The 17,663-nt window shown below is 49.0% G+C and carries 13 protein-coding genes; 3 read left to right on the top strand and 10 right to left on the bottom strand.

Annotated elements, in window-relative coordinates; all coding sequences use genetic code 11:
- Position 1: 1 nt before the first annotated feature.
- From ABD744_RS12865 to ABD744_RS12830, 8 genes are all read right to left on the bottom strand, one after another.
- Positions 2 to 934 carry a PilW family protein gene (locus tag ABD744_RS12865; RefSeq protein ID WP_344798909.1) on the bottom strand — a complete coding sequence of 311 codons (933 nt, stop codon included), beginning with the start codon at positions 932 to 934 and terminating at the stop codon, positions 2 to 4.
- Positions 935 to 951: 17 nt separating this feature from the next.
- Positions 952 to 1,551 (bottom strand): type IV pilus modification protein PilV, encoded by a 600-nt coding sequence (gene pilV / locus ABD744_RS12860; protein ID WP_344798908.1) that lies wholly within the window; start codon positions 1,549 to 1,551, stop codon positions 952 to 954.
- The gene (locus ABD744_RS12855; RefSeq protein WP_344798907.1) at positions 1,532 to 2,050 is read right to left on the bottom strand and encodes a GspH/FimT family pseudopilin; all 519 of its coding nucleotides are present in this window, start codon (positions 2,048 to 2,050) and stop codon (positions 1,532 to 1,534) included. Before ABD744_RS12855 ends, pilV begins: the two co-directional genes overlap by 20 nt.
- Before the next feature lie 458 nt (positions 2,051 to 2,508).
- Complete coding sequence (astB, locus tag ABD744_RS12850; RefSeq protein ID WP_344798906.1) at positions 2,509 to 3,849, bottom strand: N-succinylarginine dihydrolase; 1,341 nt, start codon at positions 3,847 to 3,849, stop codon at positions 2,509 to 2,511.
- A 32-nt stretch (positions 3,850 to 3,881) separates the two neighbouring features.
- Complete coding sequence (gene astD / locus ABD744_RS12845) at positions 3,882 to 5,348, bottom strand: succinylglutamate-semialdehyde dehydrogenase (RefSeq protein WP_344798905.1); 1,467 nt, start codon at positions 5,346 to 5,348, stop codon at positions 3,882 to 3,884.
- Between the two features lie 19 nt (positions 5,349 to 5,367).
- Complete coding sequence (astA, locus tag ABD744_RS12840; RefSeq protein ID WP_344798904.1) at positions 5,368 to 6,441, bottom strand: arginine N-succinyltransferase; 1,074 nt, start codon at positions 6,439 to 6,441, stop codon at positions 5,368 to 5,370.
- 11 nt (positions 6,442 to 6,452) lie between these two features.
- Positions 6,453 to 7,493 (bottom strand): arginine N-succinyltransferase, encoded by a 1,041-nt coding sequence (locus tag ABD744_RS12835; protein WP_344798903.1) that lies wholly within the window; start codon positions 7,491 to 7,493, stop codon positions 6,453 to 6,455.
- A 101-nt stretch (positions 7,494 to 7,594) separates the two neighbouring features.
- Positions 7,595 to 8,809 (bottom strand): aspartate aminotransferase family protein, encoded by a 1,215-nt coding sequence (locus tag ABD744_RS12830; RefSeq protein WP_344798902.1) that lies wholly within the window; start codon positions 8,807 to 8,809, stop codon positions 7,595 to 7,597.
- 418 nt (positions 8,810 to 9,227) lie between these two features.
- On the opposite strand from ABD744_RS12830, the gene ABD744_RS12825 reads away from it, so the two are divergent.
- Positions 9,228 to 9,563, top strand: a complete 336-nt coding sequence (locus tag ABD744_RS12825; RefSeq protein WP_344798901.1) for a hypothetical protein — start codon at positions 9,228 to 9,230, stop codon at positions 9,561 to 9,563.
- Positions 9,564 to 9,619: 56 nt separating this feature from the next.
- Here the strand turns inward: ABD744_RS12825 and ABD744_RS12820 are convergent, their stop codons facing one another.
- Together ABD744_RS12820 and iadA are read right to left on the bottom strand one after the other, a co-directional pair.
- The gene (locus ABD744_RS12820) at positions 9,620 to 10,573 is read right to left on the bottom strand and encodes a GlxA family transcriptional regulator (protein WP_344798900.1); all 954 of its coding nucleotides are present in this window, start codon (positions 10,571 to 10,573) and stop codon (positions 9,620 to 9,622) included.
- A complete protein-coding gene (iadA, locus tag ABD744_RS12815; protein ID WP_344798899.1) occupies positions 10,573 to 11,757 on the bottom strand; it encodes a beta-aspartyl-peptidase in 1,185 nt (394 codons plus the stop codon). The genes ABD744_RS12820 and iadA overlap by 1 nt, the downstream gene beginning before the upstream one ends.
- Before the next feature lie 131 nt (positions 11,758 to 11,888).
- Between iadA and ABD744_RS12810 the strand changes: the two genes are divergently transcribed.
- Together ABD744_RS12810 and ABD744_RS12805 are read left to right on the top strand one after the other, a co-directional pair.
- Entirely contained in the window at positions 11,889 to 13,616 is a 1,728-nt protein-coding gene (locus tag ABD744_RS12810) for a methyl-accepting chemotaxis protein (RefSeq protein ID WP_344798898.1), read from the top strand.
- A 326-nt stretch (positions 13,617 to 13,942) separates the two neighbouring features.
- Positions 13,943 to 17,605, top strand: coding sequence for an Ig-like domain-containing protein (locus tag ABD744_RS12805; RefSeq protein ID WP_344798897.1), 3,663 nt, complete (start codon positions 13,943 to 13,945; stop codon positions 17,603 to 17,605).
- The last annotated feature ends 58 nt before the right edge of the window (positions 17,606 to 17,663 follow it).

Here is a 17,663-nt window from a genome sequence, read left to right as displayed (position 1 = left end):
GTTATATGTTCTCGTTTACAATTGCGCTGACGGCGTTAACGTTATTCATACTGACGGTCGTTTCGTATAAAACCCGCGTTCTGGTATCCGTAAATGTGAATAAACCGGCGTCCAATACGGCATAACTTTTTTGCGATCGATTCCCGCTGCCTTCGCCATTGGCCCGCGCCAATACGGCGATTCGAACGCGTTTAATCTTTCGCCAGTCGGTTACACGATCCGCCGAAATATAACGAAAAAGAAAACGGTTAGGATCACCATCAATGCCCGTGCCCGAGATTTCACCATACAGTACTTGTAAAGTATCTATACCCGCCACCAAAGGTTGGGCAGTACTGTTTACCATCCATGTTTTAGTGTCCGGATCATAACCTCTGCAATACAAAGTCGGCATATCATCGTTTGCACTGTCTTTTGCCACCCAATACACATTCGCAATCACGGAAGAAGCGCTTGGCGTCGCCACACCGGTACAATCTCTGTCATCAACTGGGTCGAATTGCAAAGCAATCCGATCGCTGCCTGCAATCAATTGGGTTCTGGCGGCGTCCGTTGCATCCGTCATAGGGTTGACAGACTCATCACCATTGCGCGTACACCATCCTTCAGTTACGTTGCAATCCGAACTTGCACTCACGGTATCTGCGATCAAATCTCTGTTCTCACCCAAAATGGCATTCGGCATAAGATCGATAACCGGGTCCCCGGAAGAGTAACCAGCCATTCGAATATCATCTGTTAGAATATTCATTGCATAACGGCCATTTTCTTCAGCTCTGCCCAAAAAGTCGGCCATCATAAATGTTTGCTTATTGGCTAAAAACACCTGAACCAAGCTGGCAGTCAGAATAAGCCCCAGCAGCATAGCAATCATTAACTCAACTAAGGTCATACCATTCTGCGACAGAGTTTTGATTTTTAAATTCTTAATCACTAATCACTACTCCGTTATTAAGGTCTGAAATCAAGACTGATGCTCTGGTTATAATTTTTAGCGTCATTCGCTTTACCCTCACCTCTACCCAACCAAGTCGAGTTGATGGTATAGGTTGAAGCGGATTGGCAAGGATCAGCATCGCAGGAGACACTTAAAACAGAAGAGTTGTCTACTGCCATAAAATCTCTCAGGCTGCTCTTATTCTCATCCTTGTTTGTATATCCACAACGAAGCTCCCACAAATCATACGTTGCCATTTGTTGCGCATTACAAGTATTAGCAACAGTAACCTTCTTACCCGTTGCCTGATCGTAATAGTCACTGCATAGGCGCGCGGGCGCAGCAGCGCATAAATTCGCATTATCAGATGCGGTTATATAATCGTTCTGGGATATACCGTCCGGATTACTTCGCATACGCTCGGCCAATTCTTGTGTCAACCATATGGCTTTACCACGTTGACCACTGTCCAGGCTGCCTCTCAAAGCGTTTGCCTGCATTGCGGCTAAACCTAATAAACCGACGGCAAGGATTAAGGAGGTAATCAGTATTTCAGTCATACTGAACCCTGATTGACGTGTTCCCACACTCAATTTACTTTTTACAATCAACATGAGCGATGTTTCCTCTTACCATGACTCGGCCAGTTCGTGAAATAGTGATCGCATTTCCCAGGACAGATTGCTTGGAATCACATACAAAGAAGGTCACATCATTGTTTTCTCTCAACGAGCCATCTGCGTTGAAGCTTAACCAGTTTTCGCCATCTTTTGTGCTCTTCAGACTCACCGTCGGGTGTGCATCAACTTCCCTTCGTACCAACACATCTTCAGAAGCCTTGTAGTGAGAATTACCACCGGAAGCATCAACAAATATCTCCCAGCCGCCACGCCACTGTGAAATGCCGCCTTTGTTTGAAAGAGTGATGATTTGATTACGCGTTACGGCTTCACTTCTGGCATAACGAATCGACGCAGCCAACCTATTGGTTTCTCCACTGACATTGTTGTTCTGAATGATTGTTTTCATTGCAGGAATGGCAAAGGTAAAAGTAACAGCAACTACGGCCAAAACGACCATAAGCTCAACTAATGTAAAACCTTTTTGTGACATGGAACGATCCCTGTACAATTATATGGACTCTAGTGGCAACCTTCTTTAATCGGCGCTAAAGAGAAGTTGATCAATAAACGGGCAGCAAGGATATAGTGACTTCCATGAAATGTCCAAACCGCCTATCTACCTTTATGCCAATTATCGGCAAAACCTTCCACCAAAAACGGCATGCATAGTGCTTCCCGTTCGATTTTATTTATAAAAACATCTTATAAAACGGGACATTATATTTATCAGACGAGCATACGATAATACCGCGCGATAGCCTAAGCAGGTCAAAGATTTCAGCTCAAAATTTGAACTAAGTCACACTAATTAACTAAAAAGTACAGTCTACAAAAGCTTACAATTTTTACACTTTGACACACTTGATTATGATCAAAAAACAAACACAAAAAAGCCCACGTCATTGCTGAGGTGGGCAAACGGTTTGAGCACAAACCTAAAAGAATTTGTTAGCCTCGTTGGAATGGGTAAATTGAACCCAGTTTCAAAAGCTGAGTTAACTCATCCAACGCCGTTCGGGATTCCACCAAAAGGTTCGGATCGGCCAGTTCTTCCGGCGACACACGATCGCGATAATGCTTCTCTACCCAAGCCACCAAGCTGTCATAAAGCGCATCCGACATAAGGACGTTTTGGTGAACTGCCGACAGTTCGGTCTGGTTCAGTGCCACACGCAATCGAAGGCAAGCAGGCCCACCGCCATTCTGCATACTCTGTTTGAGGTCAAATACCTTCACTTGTTTGATCGGGGTATTCATCGTAACCAGCGCGTCTAAATAATTAGACACCGCCGGTACTTCACGGCATTCATGTGGCACCACCAAGGTCATATAACCATCATCGTGGCTCAGCAGCTGGCTGTTGAACAGATAAGATCGCACCACATCCTGAACACTCAGGTCTTTGTTCGTTACCATCACAGGCACAAAGTTAGCGTGTACCAACTTACGGTCTATTTCTTCCATCACTTGATGCGAGTTCATAAACGCTTCTTCGTGATAGAAAAGTACGTTGCCGTTACCGACCGCAATCACGTCATTATGAAACACACCTGCGTCAATGGTTTCCGGCTTCTGTTGGGCATACACCACTTGGTCAGCTGATAAACCATGTAGCCGGGCAATGGCCCGACACGCTTCCAACGTTTGTCGTGCCGGATATTTCTTTGGTGCTGGCGCGCTTTCACGAAACGCTTCGCGCCCATAAACGAACATTTCCACGCCCGGTTGATCGTAACTGCCGCAAAAACGGGTATGATTGGCCGCACCTTCATCACCGAATTGTGCCACAGCAGGCAATGCCGGATGGTGGGCAAAGTAATGATCGTCTTTAAAAATTGATTCCAAAATGCGGGTCGTGGTTTCATGCTCAATCGAGCGATGCACTTTGGCGTTCAGGTTGGCCGCTGTGAAGTGCACTTTTCCATCTTGAGTATCAGCACTGGGTGACACCGTCGCGGCGTTCGCTGTCCACATGCAAGACGCAGAGCTGGCTGCCGCCAGCACAATCGGTTCCTGAACCGCTGCACTGGCCAGCACCTGACTGTCGGAGCCGGTGAAGCCCAACGCCCGAAGCGTTTCTATGCTGGGGCGCTCTTGAGGTGGTAATAAGCCTTGTTTAAAACCTAAATCATGCAGCGCCTTCATTTTCTGAAGACCTTGCAATGCGGCTTCTCTCGGGTTCGACGTCTGTTTAATGTTGCTTTCAGAGGCAACATTACCGTAAGACAACCCACTGTAATTATGAGTTGGCCCCACCAACCCATCAAAATTCACTTCATACGCTGACATATTGAATCCTTATTCACCGCCACCGATCAGCCTTACAGGCTTAATCCCGGAGATAATGTTGCTGGTACGGATAAGCTTTCATCTTCCAACGATGCCATCGGGTATGCACAGTAATCCGCTGCATAATACGCACTGGCTCTGTGGTTACCGCTGGCGCCGATCCCACCGAACGGTGCTGCACTGCTTGCGCCCGTCAGAGGCTTATTCCAGTTCACAATACCTGCCCGGATCTCATCCAGGAATTGCTCATAAAGATCCGGATCATCACACAACAAACCTGCCGACAAACCGTAACTCGTGTTGTTGGCACCTTCGAGCGCATCTTCAAAATCATCGTATCGAATCACACTCAGCAAAGGCCCGAAATATTCTTCATCCGGTAGGTTTTCTACGTTGGTTACATCAATGATCCCCGGCGACAACAAGGCCGTGCCTTCTTGCAAACGCTCTACTTTGAGTAAAGATTGTCCACCCAATTGCTGCAAGTTTTGTTGGGCGTTCAGAATCACGTCCGAGGCAGGCATTGAAACCAGTGCGCCCATAAACGGCTGCTCTTTTTCGTTGTAATCACCCACTTTGATTTTTTGAGTCACTTCGACCAGTTTCGCCAGAAACGCATCGCCTTGAGGCGTGTTCGGGACAAACAAACGGCGGGCACAAGTACAGCGCTGACCGGCCGAGACAAAAGCAGAGAACACCGTATGATGAACGGCAGCATCAATGTTTTCCGGGTTATGTACGATCAACGGATTGTTGCCGCCCATTTCCAACGCCAGAATTTTGCCCGGTTCACCGGCAAATTGTTTGTGCAGAATGTGGCCCGTTGCGGAGCTGCCAGTAAAGAACAAACCATCAATGTCCGGATGCCCGGCCAAAGCAATGCCCGTTTCTTTCGCCCCCTGAACCAGGTTAATCACGCCTTCCGGCAAACCGGCTTTGACCCAAAGCTTTAATACTTCTTCCGCCACCATTGGCGTTTGTTCACTTGGCTTAAATACCACGGTATTACCCGCCAAAAGCGCCGGAACTATGTGTCCGTTAGGTAAGTGCCCCGGAAAATTGTAAGGGCCAAACACAGCCACAACCCCATGAGGACGATGACGCAACACCGCATGGCCGGCTGCCACGTCGCTTTCGTGCGTGCCGGTACGATCTTCATACGCTTTTACTGAAATCTCAATCTTGCCGATCATGGCTCCGATTTCAGTGGCGGATTCCCAAAGCGGTTTACCGGTTTCAACGCCGATGCACTCCGCCAAATGTTCTTTGTTTTCGCCCAACAGCTCGGCAAAACGACGAACGACCGAGAGCTTGTCTTCGTGCGATGTTCTTCGCCAAACCGGAAAAGCGGCACGCGCCGCATCAACAGCGGCATCCACCTGTTCAACGGTAGCGGTTCTGCCTTGCCACACGACTTTTTGTGAAACAGGGTTTATAGAATTGAGTGTTTCACCCTGGCCTTCAACCCAGCGGCCATTAATGAGTTGTTTCGGTTCCATGTAACTGCTCCTGTTCACATTAATTGGAAATTTTAGAATGAGTGGAAGTTTTAGTATGCGTGGATTCTCTCAAGCTCAGAATACGCACCTGATCACCCGTTTTAAGTTTTAGGCTGTCGGCTTGAGATTTATTGATGAGCAAACGTTTACCCACCAAGGCCTGTTTAGACACCAAGCCCGCACGCGAGTCCTGGTAATGGGTATTGGCAATGATCAGCGGGTCACGGTCGTTTTCATCAAAATCCTCAGCGGTCCCCACTTCTATTGTCACCAAACGGCTTTGACGCACGGCGCGAATATTGCCGACGAACGCCTCAACCAGAGGGCCTGCATCAAAAATATCCACCAGCCCATTGAAGTTAAAGCCTTCACTTTTCAGCATGGCCAATGCCGGTCGAGTGTTATCGTGGGTCTTACCCACGGTTTCTTGCGCTTCTTCCGATAAAAACGGAAGATAAATCGGGTACTTTGGCATCAGTTCGGCAATGAACGACTTATTTCCAATGCCCGTCAGATAATCAGCATGGGTAAAGTCCAGCGAGAAGAACTTACGTCCCAAAGACTCCCAAAACGGCGAAATGCCTTCTTCATTTGAATAGCCCCGCATTTCTGCAAACACTTTTTGGTGAAACAAATGCGGAAATTGCGCCAAGAATAAAAAGCGACATTTAGACAACAAACGACCGTTATTACCTTTGCGGTAGTCGGCATCCAGAAACAACGAACAAAGTTCACTGCAACCGGTCATATCATTGGTCAAATACAGGGTTGGGGTTTGTTTGTGAATCCCCAACTCGGAAGACGCATTTACAGTCGTGCTGACCCGGTAGTTGTACCAGACGTCGTTCAGTCCAACGGCGGCTTCAATGCCACACACACCGGCAATTCGCCCTGCTGTCGTATCCTCCAGGGCGAACATGTAAAAGCGGTGACTCTCTTCGGTTTTCTGATTGAAGGAGTTCACCGAAGATTCAATTTTGGCCAGCAACAGCTCTTCATTCGCCGGTAAGGTCGTCAGCCCGGAACCGGCATTTTTAGCCATCATCAATAAATCTGAGAGATCTTTGGTTTCGATCGGTCGAATGATCATCATAGTAAAGACCCCTAAAACGCGACGACCGCAAGGCGGTCATTCTCTTCAAGTTGCAAAGCATCCACCAGTCGACTGTTCAATTGAACGGTATCATCGTGATCTTCCAGAGACGCCAGCACGCATCGGAACTCGGTCAACGACGGGTTGCAAATCATGTACTTGGAACCGGCGGAAGAAGATTCAGACGCCTTATAAAATTTGTACTGGCAATTATTCAACGTATGCAAATCATCCAAGCGGGCTTGCAAAGTTGGGCCACCATCAAAAATATCCAGGTGTTTACTGGCACGGAAACCTTCCCGCAATAACAACTGATAACCGGGTGACGCCGCATCATTCGGCTTACCCATCACACTTTGCGCTTCCGCCGTTAACAAAGGCACATAAATCGGGTGAGAAGGCATCAGTTCGGCAATGAAGGTTTTGGTTTTGATCGCTGAAAAATAATCCGCAGACTTGAAATCCATGCCGAAGAAATGACGGCCTAAACTGTCCCAAAAAGGAGAGGTATCGTTATCGGTATGCTTACCCTGAATCTCACAGATGATTTCCCGTGAAAAGTGCTCCCGGAATAAACCGATGAACAGTAATCGGGTACGAGACAATAACTCAAGCGCATTGCCCTGCTTGTAGTCACGGCGAATGGACAACGAGCAAAGCTGCGACGAACCGGTCAGCTCATGGGTTAAATACAGCACCGGCACCCGGTTGTGAATGTCCAGCTGGTGAGACGCATGAATCAATTCGTCTTTACGGTAATTGTAGAAAGGAGCCCCATTGCCTGCGCAAGCATCAATACCAGCAACACCAATAATATCAGGCGTTGCGTCTTCGGATTGAGCGTTGCCATTGGGGAGTTCTTCCATCACAAACAGAAAGCGCTCCTTACCAGCCACACTCCGTTCACCCGCAAACGCCTGCTTCGACAGCTCTATCCGCTGGCTCAACTGGTCTCTTTGATTACTCAATGTGGTCAACCGAGCTTCACTGGTTGTGACCAGCTTTTCGATTCCCGGCAAGTCCTGATGATCTGCCGGACGAACAACTAACATGGCGCCTCCAAACCGGGCTCCGAATGCTGTGTTCTGCACCCGGCACCCACGTTTATTGATAAGTATTGGATTAAGAGTAGCTAACGGACATTAACCCGCCACTAAGCACCCACCAACCCGTCCACCGCCTTGGCAAAAGCCGCCATACCTTGATCAATCAAAGCATCATCGACCACCAACGAAGGGGCAAAACGAACCACGTTTGGCCCGGCCACCAGCACCATCACGCCTTCCGCGAGGGCCGCATTCAAGAAATCTTTGGCTTTGCCTTTCCACTCGTCCACTAACTCGGCACCCAGTAACAGACCATCACCACGGACTTCGGTAAAGATGTGATGCTTCTCGTTAATCTTTTCGAGGTGGCCACGGAAACGTTCCGCTTTGGCCAAGACACCGTCCAACACATCCTGCTGACTTACGATGTCCAACAAAGCCTCACTGACCGCACAACCCATTGGGTTGCCGCCATAAGTACTGCCGTGGGTTCCAATGGTTAAGCTCTTGGCGATATCACCGCGCGTCAACATCGCACCAATCGGGAAGCCACCGCCTAAGGATTTGGCTGTGGTCAGAATGTCTGGCGTCACACCGTATTTTTGATAAGCGTAAAGATGACCGGTCCGGCCTACGCCCGTCTGCACCTCATCAAAAATCAACAGCGCTTTATGCTTATCACAAAGAGCCCGGACACCTTCGATGAACGCTTGAGTAGCTGGTTTGATGCCGCCTTCACCCTGAATTGGTTCCATCACCACCGCGCAGGTTTTGTCTGAGATTTTGGCTTCCAGCGCCGCCAGGTCATTGAAATCGACATGACTGATGCCATCCACCGCAGGCTCGAACCCTTCACGGTATTTCGCCTGGCCACCCACGCACACCGTAAATAAAGTACGGCCATGGAAGCTGCTGTTAAATGCAATGATTTCATTTTTTTCAGGGCTGAAGTTTTCCCAGCAATAACGACGGGCCAATTTAAACGCCGCTTCATTGGCTTCCGCGCCTGAGTTTGCAAAAAATACTTTGTCGGCAAATGTCAGATCCGTCAGTTTTTTCGCCAAACGCAACATAGGCTCGTTCGCCAGGACATTACTCACGTGCCAAAGGTTCTGGGCCTGATTGGTCAGCGCTTCAACCAGTTTCGGATGCGCATGACCCAAAGCACTGACGGCAATACCACCGGCAAAATCAATGTATTCATTACCTTCCTGATCCCAAACACGCGAGCCTTCGCCTTTTACCGGAATCATTTTACCTGGTGCATAGTTTGGCACCATAACTTCATCGAACAGGGCTCGAGTTACAGGTTGATCAGTCATAATGTAATGTCTCCATTGAGAACAATATTGTTGTTTGTTTCACGTTGGAGAAATTCTAATGGGAAAAACCACGTCTCAATTGTATAAATGCGACCTGTGCTTACAAATGTGCGAAGTCGCTATTTAACCGCTGAAAGCGCCCATCTAACCGCAACCAATGCCCTTCCGGCGGCCGGAAATGCCCCTTCAGAGGCTTAAAGCGCCCCTCAGCCACCGCCAAAACGACCGTTTATCACCGATTACAAAATAGTGCCTTAGCGGAATTTGCCTTTGCTCTGCTTCTAACCATACTCAATGTTGGACAGAGGTCATCAAATGGTCATATTTACTGGTGATCGATGAAGAAGCTCTGTCCTCATATAACTATTAAAAATAATTCGTTTTAAAAAGACCCAGAGAATATACAGGAAAACACCTCATGCGCATGGACGTGACTGAACAAGAACTATTGCGTGAAATAGAAGCGATTGATGCGGTACTGAATCAACAAAGCTTAACCTTTTACGAAATCCGGAAGTCCCTCAACATCCTGAAAAGCGAAAACCACCGATATTACCTAAATATCGCTGCAAAGTTATTTCTGGACATTCGTGACATTTACATCGAACAACTGCCGGTTAAAAACCTGTACCCTAAATTGGATCGGGCACTGTCGTTGGCGATTCATTTAGAGAAACAGGTGAAGAGTCAGTTCGTTGAAAGAATACCAACACTGAGGCCGGCTCAAGAAAGTGAACGGGAGTTGGTCTGCTAATACTGGGCATTAGTCCGCTAGTTATGAGTATTGCCTGCTAATTATAGAATGCCTTCTTAAATGGTTTTTCTGCGGCGCTCTTCGCTCGGTGTCATCCCAAACGTATTTCGATAGCTGGTGCTCAGGTGAGCACCGGAGGAATAGCCGCACTGCTGAGCGATGTCCATAATACTCAGGTCAGACTTATGCAATAAACTCCGCGCATGCTCCAAACGAATTTGTTGGTAATACTTCGACGGCACGGACTCCAAATGCTTTCGAAATAACCGTTCCAGCTGACGACGCGACACACCCACATGGCCTGAAATGTCATCGGTCGTTAACGGTTCTTCAATATTGCTTTCCATCAACTCCACGGCACTTTGCAACTTAGGTTGCTCACTGATTTGCTGAGCCGTTAACAGCTGCCGATGTGTTTTTGGCGTTCCGCCTACTCGGGCTCGAATAAAGTGCTGAGCCAAAGATTCTGCTAACTCCGGGCCATGATCTCTGGCCAACAAAAATGTCATCATATCCATAGTCGACGTGCCGCCACGACTGGTAGCCCGTTGCCGATCCACCGAAAAGCTGTCTGAGACATGGCGCACCTGAGGGTGTTTATCCCATAAATACCCGTCATCCCACCAGTGAATGGCGGCGCGATGATTATTTAACAACCCCGCTTCAGCAAGCACCAAGCCACCGGTAGCCAACCCGGCCACATGCCCAAAGCGATAGGCATTTTCACGCAACCATTGCACCAACCCGGAGTCGGCTTGGTAAGACACCGGCGATCCACCGCAAATCAACAGGCCATGCCCCTCATCGATGTCCAACACATCTTCCACCATCGCTAGATTACCGGCTTCTGCCATCACCTGTTTGGTTTGAAAACCTGCAAAGCGAAGTTCATACATGTCCTCACCGAGAATGCTGTTGGTTGCCATGACGGTGGCTGTGGCCGAGCCAAGCACCAGGTTGGAGAAACCCGGCAATAACACCACAACGTATTGTTTCAGTTCGGTGGTCATCAGCTTAATTTGTCCTGTTCAAAGACACCGGCCTTTAGAAGGCGCTTATCACGCATCATCAATGCACCGCGCGCAAAAACCGTCTCCAGTGTCAAAGTAGACTCATCCAGAAGCAACACATCGGCATCACTGCCGACGCAAACACGCCCCTTATTATGAAGCTTTAAAATATCCGCCGGTGATTGAGTCACCACCCGAATTGCGTCCTCCAAAGCAACGCCTTCGATGAAAACCGCATCTCGCATCTCATTGAGCAGACTGGCTAAATCGCCCACTTTTAATCCTCGCAGATTTCCCTGCTCATCAAAGTCCGGCAAACTGGCAAAACCGTCTGAACTGAGGGAAATTTGCGACGCAGGCACACCGGAAGCCAGCAATTCCGATAACGCCGTTGCACACTTCACTTCGCCTGCAGCCAGAATTTCCGGGGTCGTACTGGCGGTTAAGTCGAGATAACCACCTAATTGAGCATAGCCTTTACCGGCATCAAGCAGTGGTTGCGAGCGATTAATATGAGTGGGGTAAAACTGCCGGATTGGAATGTCCGTAGCACTGACCACGTCAAGAATTGGCTGTAAACAAGTCTCCGAGTCCCCCACATGCACGGAAACTATCCCTGCTTTGCCAGACAACATACCGCCAACCCGGGCCTGGGATGCTAAACGAGCCAATTCCTGCCTGGTCGGTTGACTGGATCTGTGATCGGAGATCGCAACTTCCCCCACCCCGATGAATTTCTCGATCAATAGTAAATCCTGATCAATGCCATCCAATAAGGTTCTGGCTGGCACCTGATAGGAGCCGGTGTGGCAGTAAACCGTCACCCCTTCTTCCTGCAACGCACTCGCTTTGGCTAACAGATTGGTTAAGGTTCGGGTGATCGAGTCCGTTCCCAGTACCCCGACCAGGGTTGTCACACCGGCACATACCGCATCAGACAAATGCATTTCCGGCGTTCGGGTGGTGTAGCCACCTTCGCCACCGCCGCCAATGATGTGCACCAAAGAGTCCACCAAACCGGGCATTAGAATCTTGCCGCTTCCGTCTATTTCATACATCGACGCACCGTCCACTGACATCGAATCCGGCTCGGCCATGGCGACAATTTTTGAGCCTGCAATGAGAACATCTTTTTGTCCCAAAAAAACCGGACTGAATACTTGTGCGCCTTTAATCAAATACAAGAAAAACTTCCTCAGAACCAACTAATCTTTAGTAGTACTAATTCATGATCAACTAATCATGATTTAGTATTGGTTAATCAAAATATTCAAACTGTCGATAACAGTAAAGACATTAATTAACGAGTACGGCAATGAAACTGTCCATTTTCTTCAAAACTTTATCCATGAACGTTGGCTTTTTGATCATTTTACTGTGCTCATTTGGCTGGTTAATTCATCACATGTCTTTGGTTATCGAGCGCATTGAAGCGAATAACTCGTACCTCGACAGCCAGGATCAGGCCGTAGGAAAGCAAAATGCACTGCTGGATTTACAAAAGTCCAAAATGGAATTGCAGGCCATTACGCTGAGTGCTTATTCGAACTATTCAAGCTACCTGACCTGGCGACTGGAATCGGCCATTTCCACAGAAAGCCGTTCCATTCAGGAAGCCGACAACGCAGAGCAAAAGCTCCGGGACGACCTCCAAAAAATCATCGACCTCGATGAAGAGTTAGGCGAAGCCGCCGATGTGGTCGCCATCTATCTGGATGATTTCAACACCACCATTCAGGAAGCCATTGATTTAAATAAGCAAGAAGCCGAATCAAGACTCATCAAATCCAAAGTCAGTGAATCTCAGTCCCACAGCGCCGCCATGAACGCCATGTTCGAGACCATTCTTGAGCAATCCGCCATTGCAGTGAAAGAATCCAGTGATGGCGTATTTAACGCAGGCAAAGAAGTACAATCGGCAGTGCAACAAGTTCGTGAAGCCAGCCAGGCCAACATCGAAGAAGGCAAAACCATGCAAAATCAAATGCTGGTTATTCTCATTGCGGCCTCTTTGTTCAGCATTGTGGTGGGTATTCTGGTGGCCATTTCAGTGACCCGCCCCATCCGCCAACTCACCAGCACCATCGGTAAAATCGAAAAAACCTCGGATCTGACCGGCCGCATCAAGATTAGCAGCCGGGATGAAGTGGCCGAAATTGCCGATGCCATCAACAGTATGCTGACCACCTTTCAGGGCATCATTCAGCAGTTGGCTCATGAAGCGGATCAGCTTTCGGACGCCGCAGAACAAAGCCGTCAGATCAGTGACCAAACCAGCGACAGCGTCCAACAGCTACGACTTCAAACGGACATGGTCGCCACCGCCAGCAATGAAATGGCCGTCACGGTACAAGGCATCAATGACCACACCGAAGAAGCCGTACATCAAGCCAACGACGCCGAAGCCCACTGCAACACCAGCCGCACAATCATCAGCCAATCCTCCAATAACATTGCGGATTTGTCCGGTCAGGTACAGCTCGGGGTTGAATCCATTGAGCAAGTGGCAAAAAACAGTCAGGCAATTGGCAGTGTTCTGGACGTTATCCGGGGCATTGCCGAACAAACCAACCTCCTGGCGCTGAACGCCGCCATTGAGGCCGCGCGCGCCGGTGAGCAAGGACGGGGGTTTGCTGTAGTTGCCGATGAAGTTCGGTCTCTGGCACAAAAAACCGGCGACTCCACCAATGAAATCCAAACCATGATTGAAAACCTTCAAAAAGGCGTGTCGGCCGCCGTTGCTCAAATGCAGTCCAGTCAACAACAAGTGGATGAAACCCAACTGGCCGCTCAAAAAGCCAATGACACTATTATGGCGACCGTTTCAGCGGTATCCGCCATTACCGAAACCAACCAGCAAATTGCTCATTCCACCGAAGAGCAAACCTCGGCAGCCCACAGCATTGATCAGAGCATAGTCACCATCAGCCAACTGTCCGATCAGGTCGCATCCGCAGCCAAAGTGAGTGCCGATTCCAGTAAAGAACTCACGAACGTAGTGGCCAATTTAAAGAACGTTATTGTTCGATTTAAAATACAATAGCGTTTGCTTATAGCTTAAAAACAGAAATTAGCAGCCAATTTCTCAAAAAATTTTTACTGCTAATTTCTACAGCAAAACAGAACTTTTTGTGTACGCCTAAAACCTATATTTAATATAGTCAATTTCCTACAAACATCCCCTATCACTCATTAACCCACTGAAAAACATAACACTATTTTTTTGACCAAATAATCAATAAAAATAATAACCTTCCTCTCCCGAATATCGGCTCGCTTTACGTTTCTATACTGAAAATTCGACCCCTGTTCTGATTGCAACAGGCAGAAAATAAGAAGCTATTCCAAGATATTTAGGGAGTGACCGGAATGCTCAAAAAACCTATATTACCCTTTTTATTTGCAGCCTCTGTGCTCGCAATACAGGGTTGCGATAACGACTCGAAGTCCTCATCGAAAGTTTTATCCAACCCTGTTTCCACATCCTTTACGGCCTGCGTGGATAACAGTAACGCAACGGCATCGTGCGATCCGAGTCAGGCGCCTCAGACGGCCTCGATACAGTTCGACCGAGCCATTAAAAACGTATTATTCAGCCCGGCCTACGCTGCCGCTGTCTCCGGTCAAACCCAGTTTTTCCTTTTTTATGTGAAGAGTGATGGCACCATTGATCCCGATTTGGCACCTGCCCAGGCCTCTGTTTCCACAACAGGTTTGAATGATGGGTTTTATCGGCTTACGGTCGCGGGGGATCTTACCACGACCATTTCGAACGCCATTGCGAACGACAGTTTTCCTGTTTTGCTCACCGACTTCAATTCGTCGTTCAGCCTGACCGACATCACCAATAGCGCCAGCTTAGCCGGCATTAACGGGGCTCAGAACGCTTTAGGCTTTAACACCGCCTTCACCCTGCTTTCTGATATTGATGATTCAGACGGTGATGGCATCAGCCTTGATCGAATCAGCAGTGACTTATCACTGTTAATCATTTCAGAGAATTTATTGGCCACTCAAACGGCAACAACCCTCAATACGTTCCTGGATGACACCACCGCGCTGTCCATCACGGCGCGAGGCACCAATCCGGACGCCGACCTGACCACCTTGGTGCAAAACAACCAACCTGAGCCAGACCCAACCCTGCAAGTCTTTGAAGACATGACCGTCAGCGGTACCGTTTCTGGCTCCTCTGGCAGCACTCAAACGGCTGCAACAGCAGCCCAGGGCGTCAAGTTAAGCGGCGTAGATATCATTGTGATTGGCTTGAATCAGGCAGGCACTGAAATCTTCCGGGTTGTAACGAAAACGGATGCAAACGGTTTATTCAACATCAACATTCCCACCGTTCAGAACTCAACCGACAGTGTTTTAACCCGCATTGAAGTCACCATGCAAAAAGACGGCTACATCGTGGGCGAAAAAGTCTTCAAAAAAGGCTTTGAGTCTGGCGCGGCCTTGTCATTACGTTCCTTGCTTGGTCAGGAAACCGTGGTCACTCAAAGTCGGGATCAACTGGCGGTTACTGCGTCTGGCGACCGCCGCTTCCGTCTGGGTTTGATCCAGTACGAAAATGGTGAAGTGGCTGCTGTGGCAGGACAACAGTTCGCAGACGCCAGAGCCTCTGCCGACAGCGACACCTTACTCGACATGGAGATTCCGGAAGATTGTGTCCCGGTTGAAACCACCGCCGTTACCGCGCGTGTGGCCTATTTTGACCCCAACGACCAAACCGACGTTCAATCGTTCCCTGGCAGCTTTGAAGGCACCGGTGACGATACCGCCGGCGGTTCAGGCATTAACCTGAGCGGCACATCCAACGATGAAAACTACCGTTTGGTGTCATCCGTGTTCAGTCAGGTGAAGCTTGAAAACCAGGACGGCGACAACCTGACCATTGACAGCAACTGTGGCAACACCTCGGGGGCAAATGCAGCAGCGGAAGGTGACGCAGCGGTCATGACGCTCAATGTCCCGACCGAAAGTTACGACACCATCACCGAAGATACCGACCCGAATACCGCCGGTGTTCAGGTACCCATTTATATTTACAGCAACGGCTGGAAATTTGCGGGTAACGGTACTTTGGTCGTATTAAGTGGTGAGGATTATGACCTTTATGACGGCACCATTCCTCCTGATGTCATCACCACTCCGGATCTGTTTGTACAAATCACCGTCACCGAAGGCAACGAATGGGTGAAGTGGGTCAATCTGGACTGGCCAATTCGCCCCATCAGTGAAGCTCAAAACTTATGCCTGACCGGCACCATCAATTACGACGGCCAGGACGAAGACGACTTAGAGCCATTTAATGGCAACCTGGAAATTCAGTCCAGTACCGGCTGGGAGTGGGCTTACGTGGATCAGGGCGAAGTGGACTTCTCCACCGTGCTTGCTTCGGGTGTAGATATTAACAGCTTCACCTATCAGGTTTGGAATCAACGTTCTGGGCAATTTGAGCAACTTACTCCAACCGATGTTGATCCTCCGCAAGAAGAAGGCTGCGACATTGAACTGACCTTTGATGCAACGCTCGAAAACCCATTGCAATGTGTGGTTCGTGGAACGATCACCAAATCCAATGGCGATCCGGCACCGTTCTTCTGGTTTGAATTGAATGCCTCTGACCAGTTCTTTAATTGGGGCAACTCCAACAACCAAGGCGCCTATCGTGTTGGCACTCCGTGCGATTTGGATGCAACCATCTACGTAGCCGGGCAGGACTTCGCAGTCGAGTCCGACAATTATGTGGACGGCGAGCAAACCGTCAACATCCAGCTTGAGAATGCGGCACCGGAAATCTGGGCCTTTGGACCTTGGCGCATGATCAACGGCAGAACCGCGCTGATTGATGTCTTTGCTTTTGATGTGGACGGCACCGTTACCGGCATAACCGCAACCACCTGTGAAGGCGGAACCTGTACCGCGCCGGCAACCCCTGGAGGCCAGTTCAGTTACACCCCAGATACGGTAGGCGAACACACCTTAACCTTCACTGCCACCGACGACAGCGAGGCCACCAACAACACCAGTAGCACCAGCATCGTGATTACCGTTGATCCTGCGGGCAACAAGCCGCCACGCATCAACAGTTTCCAAGTGGACGGCGCTTTTGGAGGTTTGCTGAATGGCATCATCGTTGGCCGGAACGAGTTTGTGGAGTTCCGCGAAGGTGATATCGCCACCATCACAGTCTCTGCCTTTGACCCGGATGCTAACCCACTCAGCTACGCCTGGACGGGTTGTGATACGGCCTCGACCACCAATCAATGCGTGGTTACAACCACCAGCGCTGGTGAAACTGTGGTATCGGTGACGGTGACGGATCAACCAACGGAGGGTAACCCTGAATCCAAAACGGCTTCCCTGACGTTGTTGGTACAGGCAGATGAACCACCGTTCATTGGCAGTATCTTCTCAACGCCGGCTCAAGCCATTGATGGCGGTACGGGCAACATCAAAGACATTACTTTCAAAGCCTTTGTCGATGATGACTTTACGGCACCGGAGAACCTGACCTTCAGTTGGAACCTCGTCGCCAGCGATGGCTCAGGCACGCCAATCACCGGTAGCAGCGCACAACTGTTGGTTCAGTCCGGTACGCTTGAAGCCGGGACCTACACCGTCAGCGTGGAAGTTACGGATGAAATGAATAACACGTCCACCCGGACAACCACCTATCAGGTCAAAGGGCATAAAGCGCCGGTCATCATAGTGCCTGACATCAAAAATGTGCTGACCAACGAAAACAACAATAACGCGGAGGACATCTTTATTTTTGCAGAAGTAACAGATGACCTAACGCTAGCAGAACAGCTGGATATTTCATGGGCAGTGACCGGAACGGAAATTACAGCCACCGGAAACGCTCTGGAGATACCGGCAGATACATTACCGAAAGGCACTTATAACGCAGTAGTCACCGTTCGGGATGGCCCTGAAGGTAATGAAGCCACGAAAACGGCGACCGCTACCGTTGTAATTAATGTCATCAGTGTTCCGAGTGATACAGATGTGATCGTTCAATAACCTCAATTAAACCAATAACGAGAGAAATCAAGAGTTTGCCTCCAACCCATTCAGGCAA

It is taken from the genome of Litoribacillus peritrichatus (assembly GCF_039537985.1).
Classification (GTDB): domain Bacteria; phylum Pseudomonadota; class Gammaproteobacteria; order Pseudomonadales; family Litoribrevibacteraceae; genus Litoribacillus; species Litoribacillus peritrichatus.
Note: the sequence above shows the minus strand (reverse complement) of the source record. Positions and strands in the feature narration are given on the sequence as shown.

Excerpts from the sequence above, each read along its gene's own strand:
- ABD744_RS12805 (WP_344798897.1), top strand. The coding sequence starts at position 13,943 with ATGCTCAAAAAACCTATATTACCCTTTTTATTTGCAGCCTCTGTGCTC.
- ABD744_RS12825 (WP_344798901.1), top strand. The coding sequence starts at position 9,228 with ATGCGCATGGACGTGACTGAACAAGAACTATTGCGTGAAATAGAAGCG.
- astA (WP_344798904.1), bottom strand. The coding sequence starts at position 6,441 with ATGATGATCATTCGACCGATCGAAACCAAAGATCTCTCAGATTTATTG.
- ABD744_RS12835 (WP_344798903.1), bottom strand. The coding sequence starts at position 7,493 with ATGTTAGTTGTTCGTCCGGCAGATCATCAGGACTTGCCGGGAATCGAA.
- astD (WP_344798905.1), bottom strand. The coding sequence starts at position 5,348 with ATGGAACCGAAACAACTCATTAATGGCCGCTGGGTTGAAGGCCAGGGT.
- ABD744_RS12830 (WP_344798902.1), bottom strand. The coding sequence starts at position 8,809 with ATGACTGATCAACCTGTAACTCGAGCCCTGTTCGATGAAGTTATGGTG.
- astB (WP_344798906.1), bottom strand. The coding sequence starts at position 3,849 with ATGTCAGCGTATGAAGTGAATTTTGATGGGTTGGTGGGGCCAACTCAT.
- ABD744_RS12820 (WP_344798900.1), bottom strand. The coding sequence starts at position 10,573 with ATGACCACCGAACTGAAACAATACGTTGTGGTGTTATTGCCGGGTTTC.
- pilV (WP_344798908.1), bottom strand. The coding sequence starts at position 1,551 with ATGTTGATTGTAAAAAGTAAATTGAGTGTGGGAACACGTCAATCAGGG.
- ABD744_RS12810 (WP_344798898.1), top strand. The coding sequence starts at position 11,889 with ATGAAACTGTCCATTTTCTTCAAAACTTTATCCATGAACGTTGGCTTT.
- ABD744_RS12855 (WP_344798907.1), bottom strand. The coding sequence starts at position 2,050 with ATGTCACAAAAAGGTTTTACATTAGTTGAGCTTATGGTCGTTTTGGCC.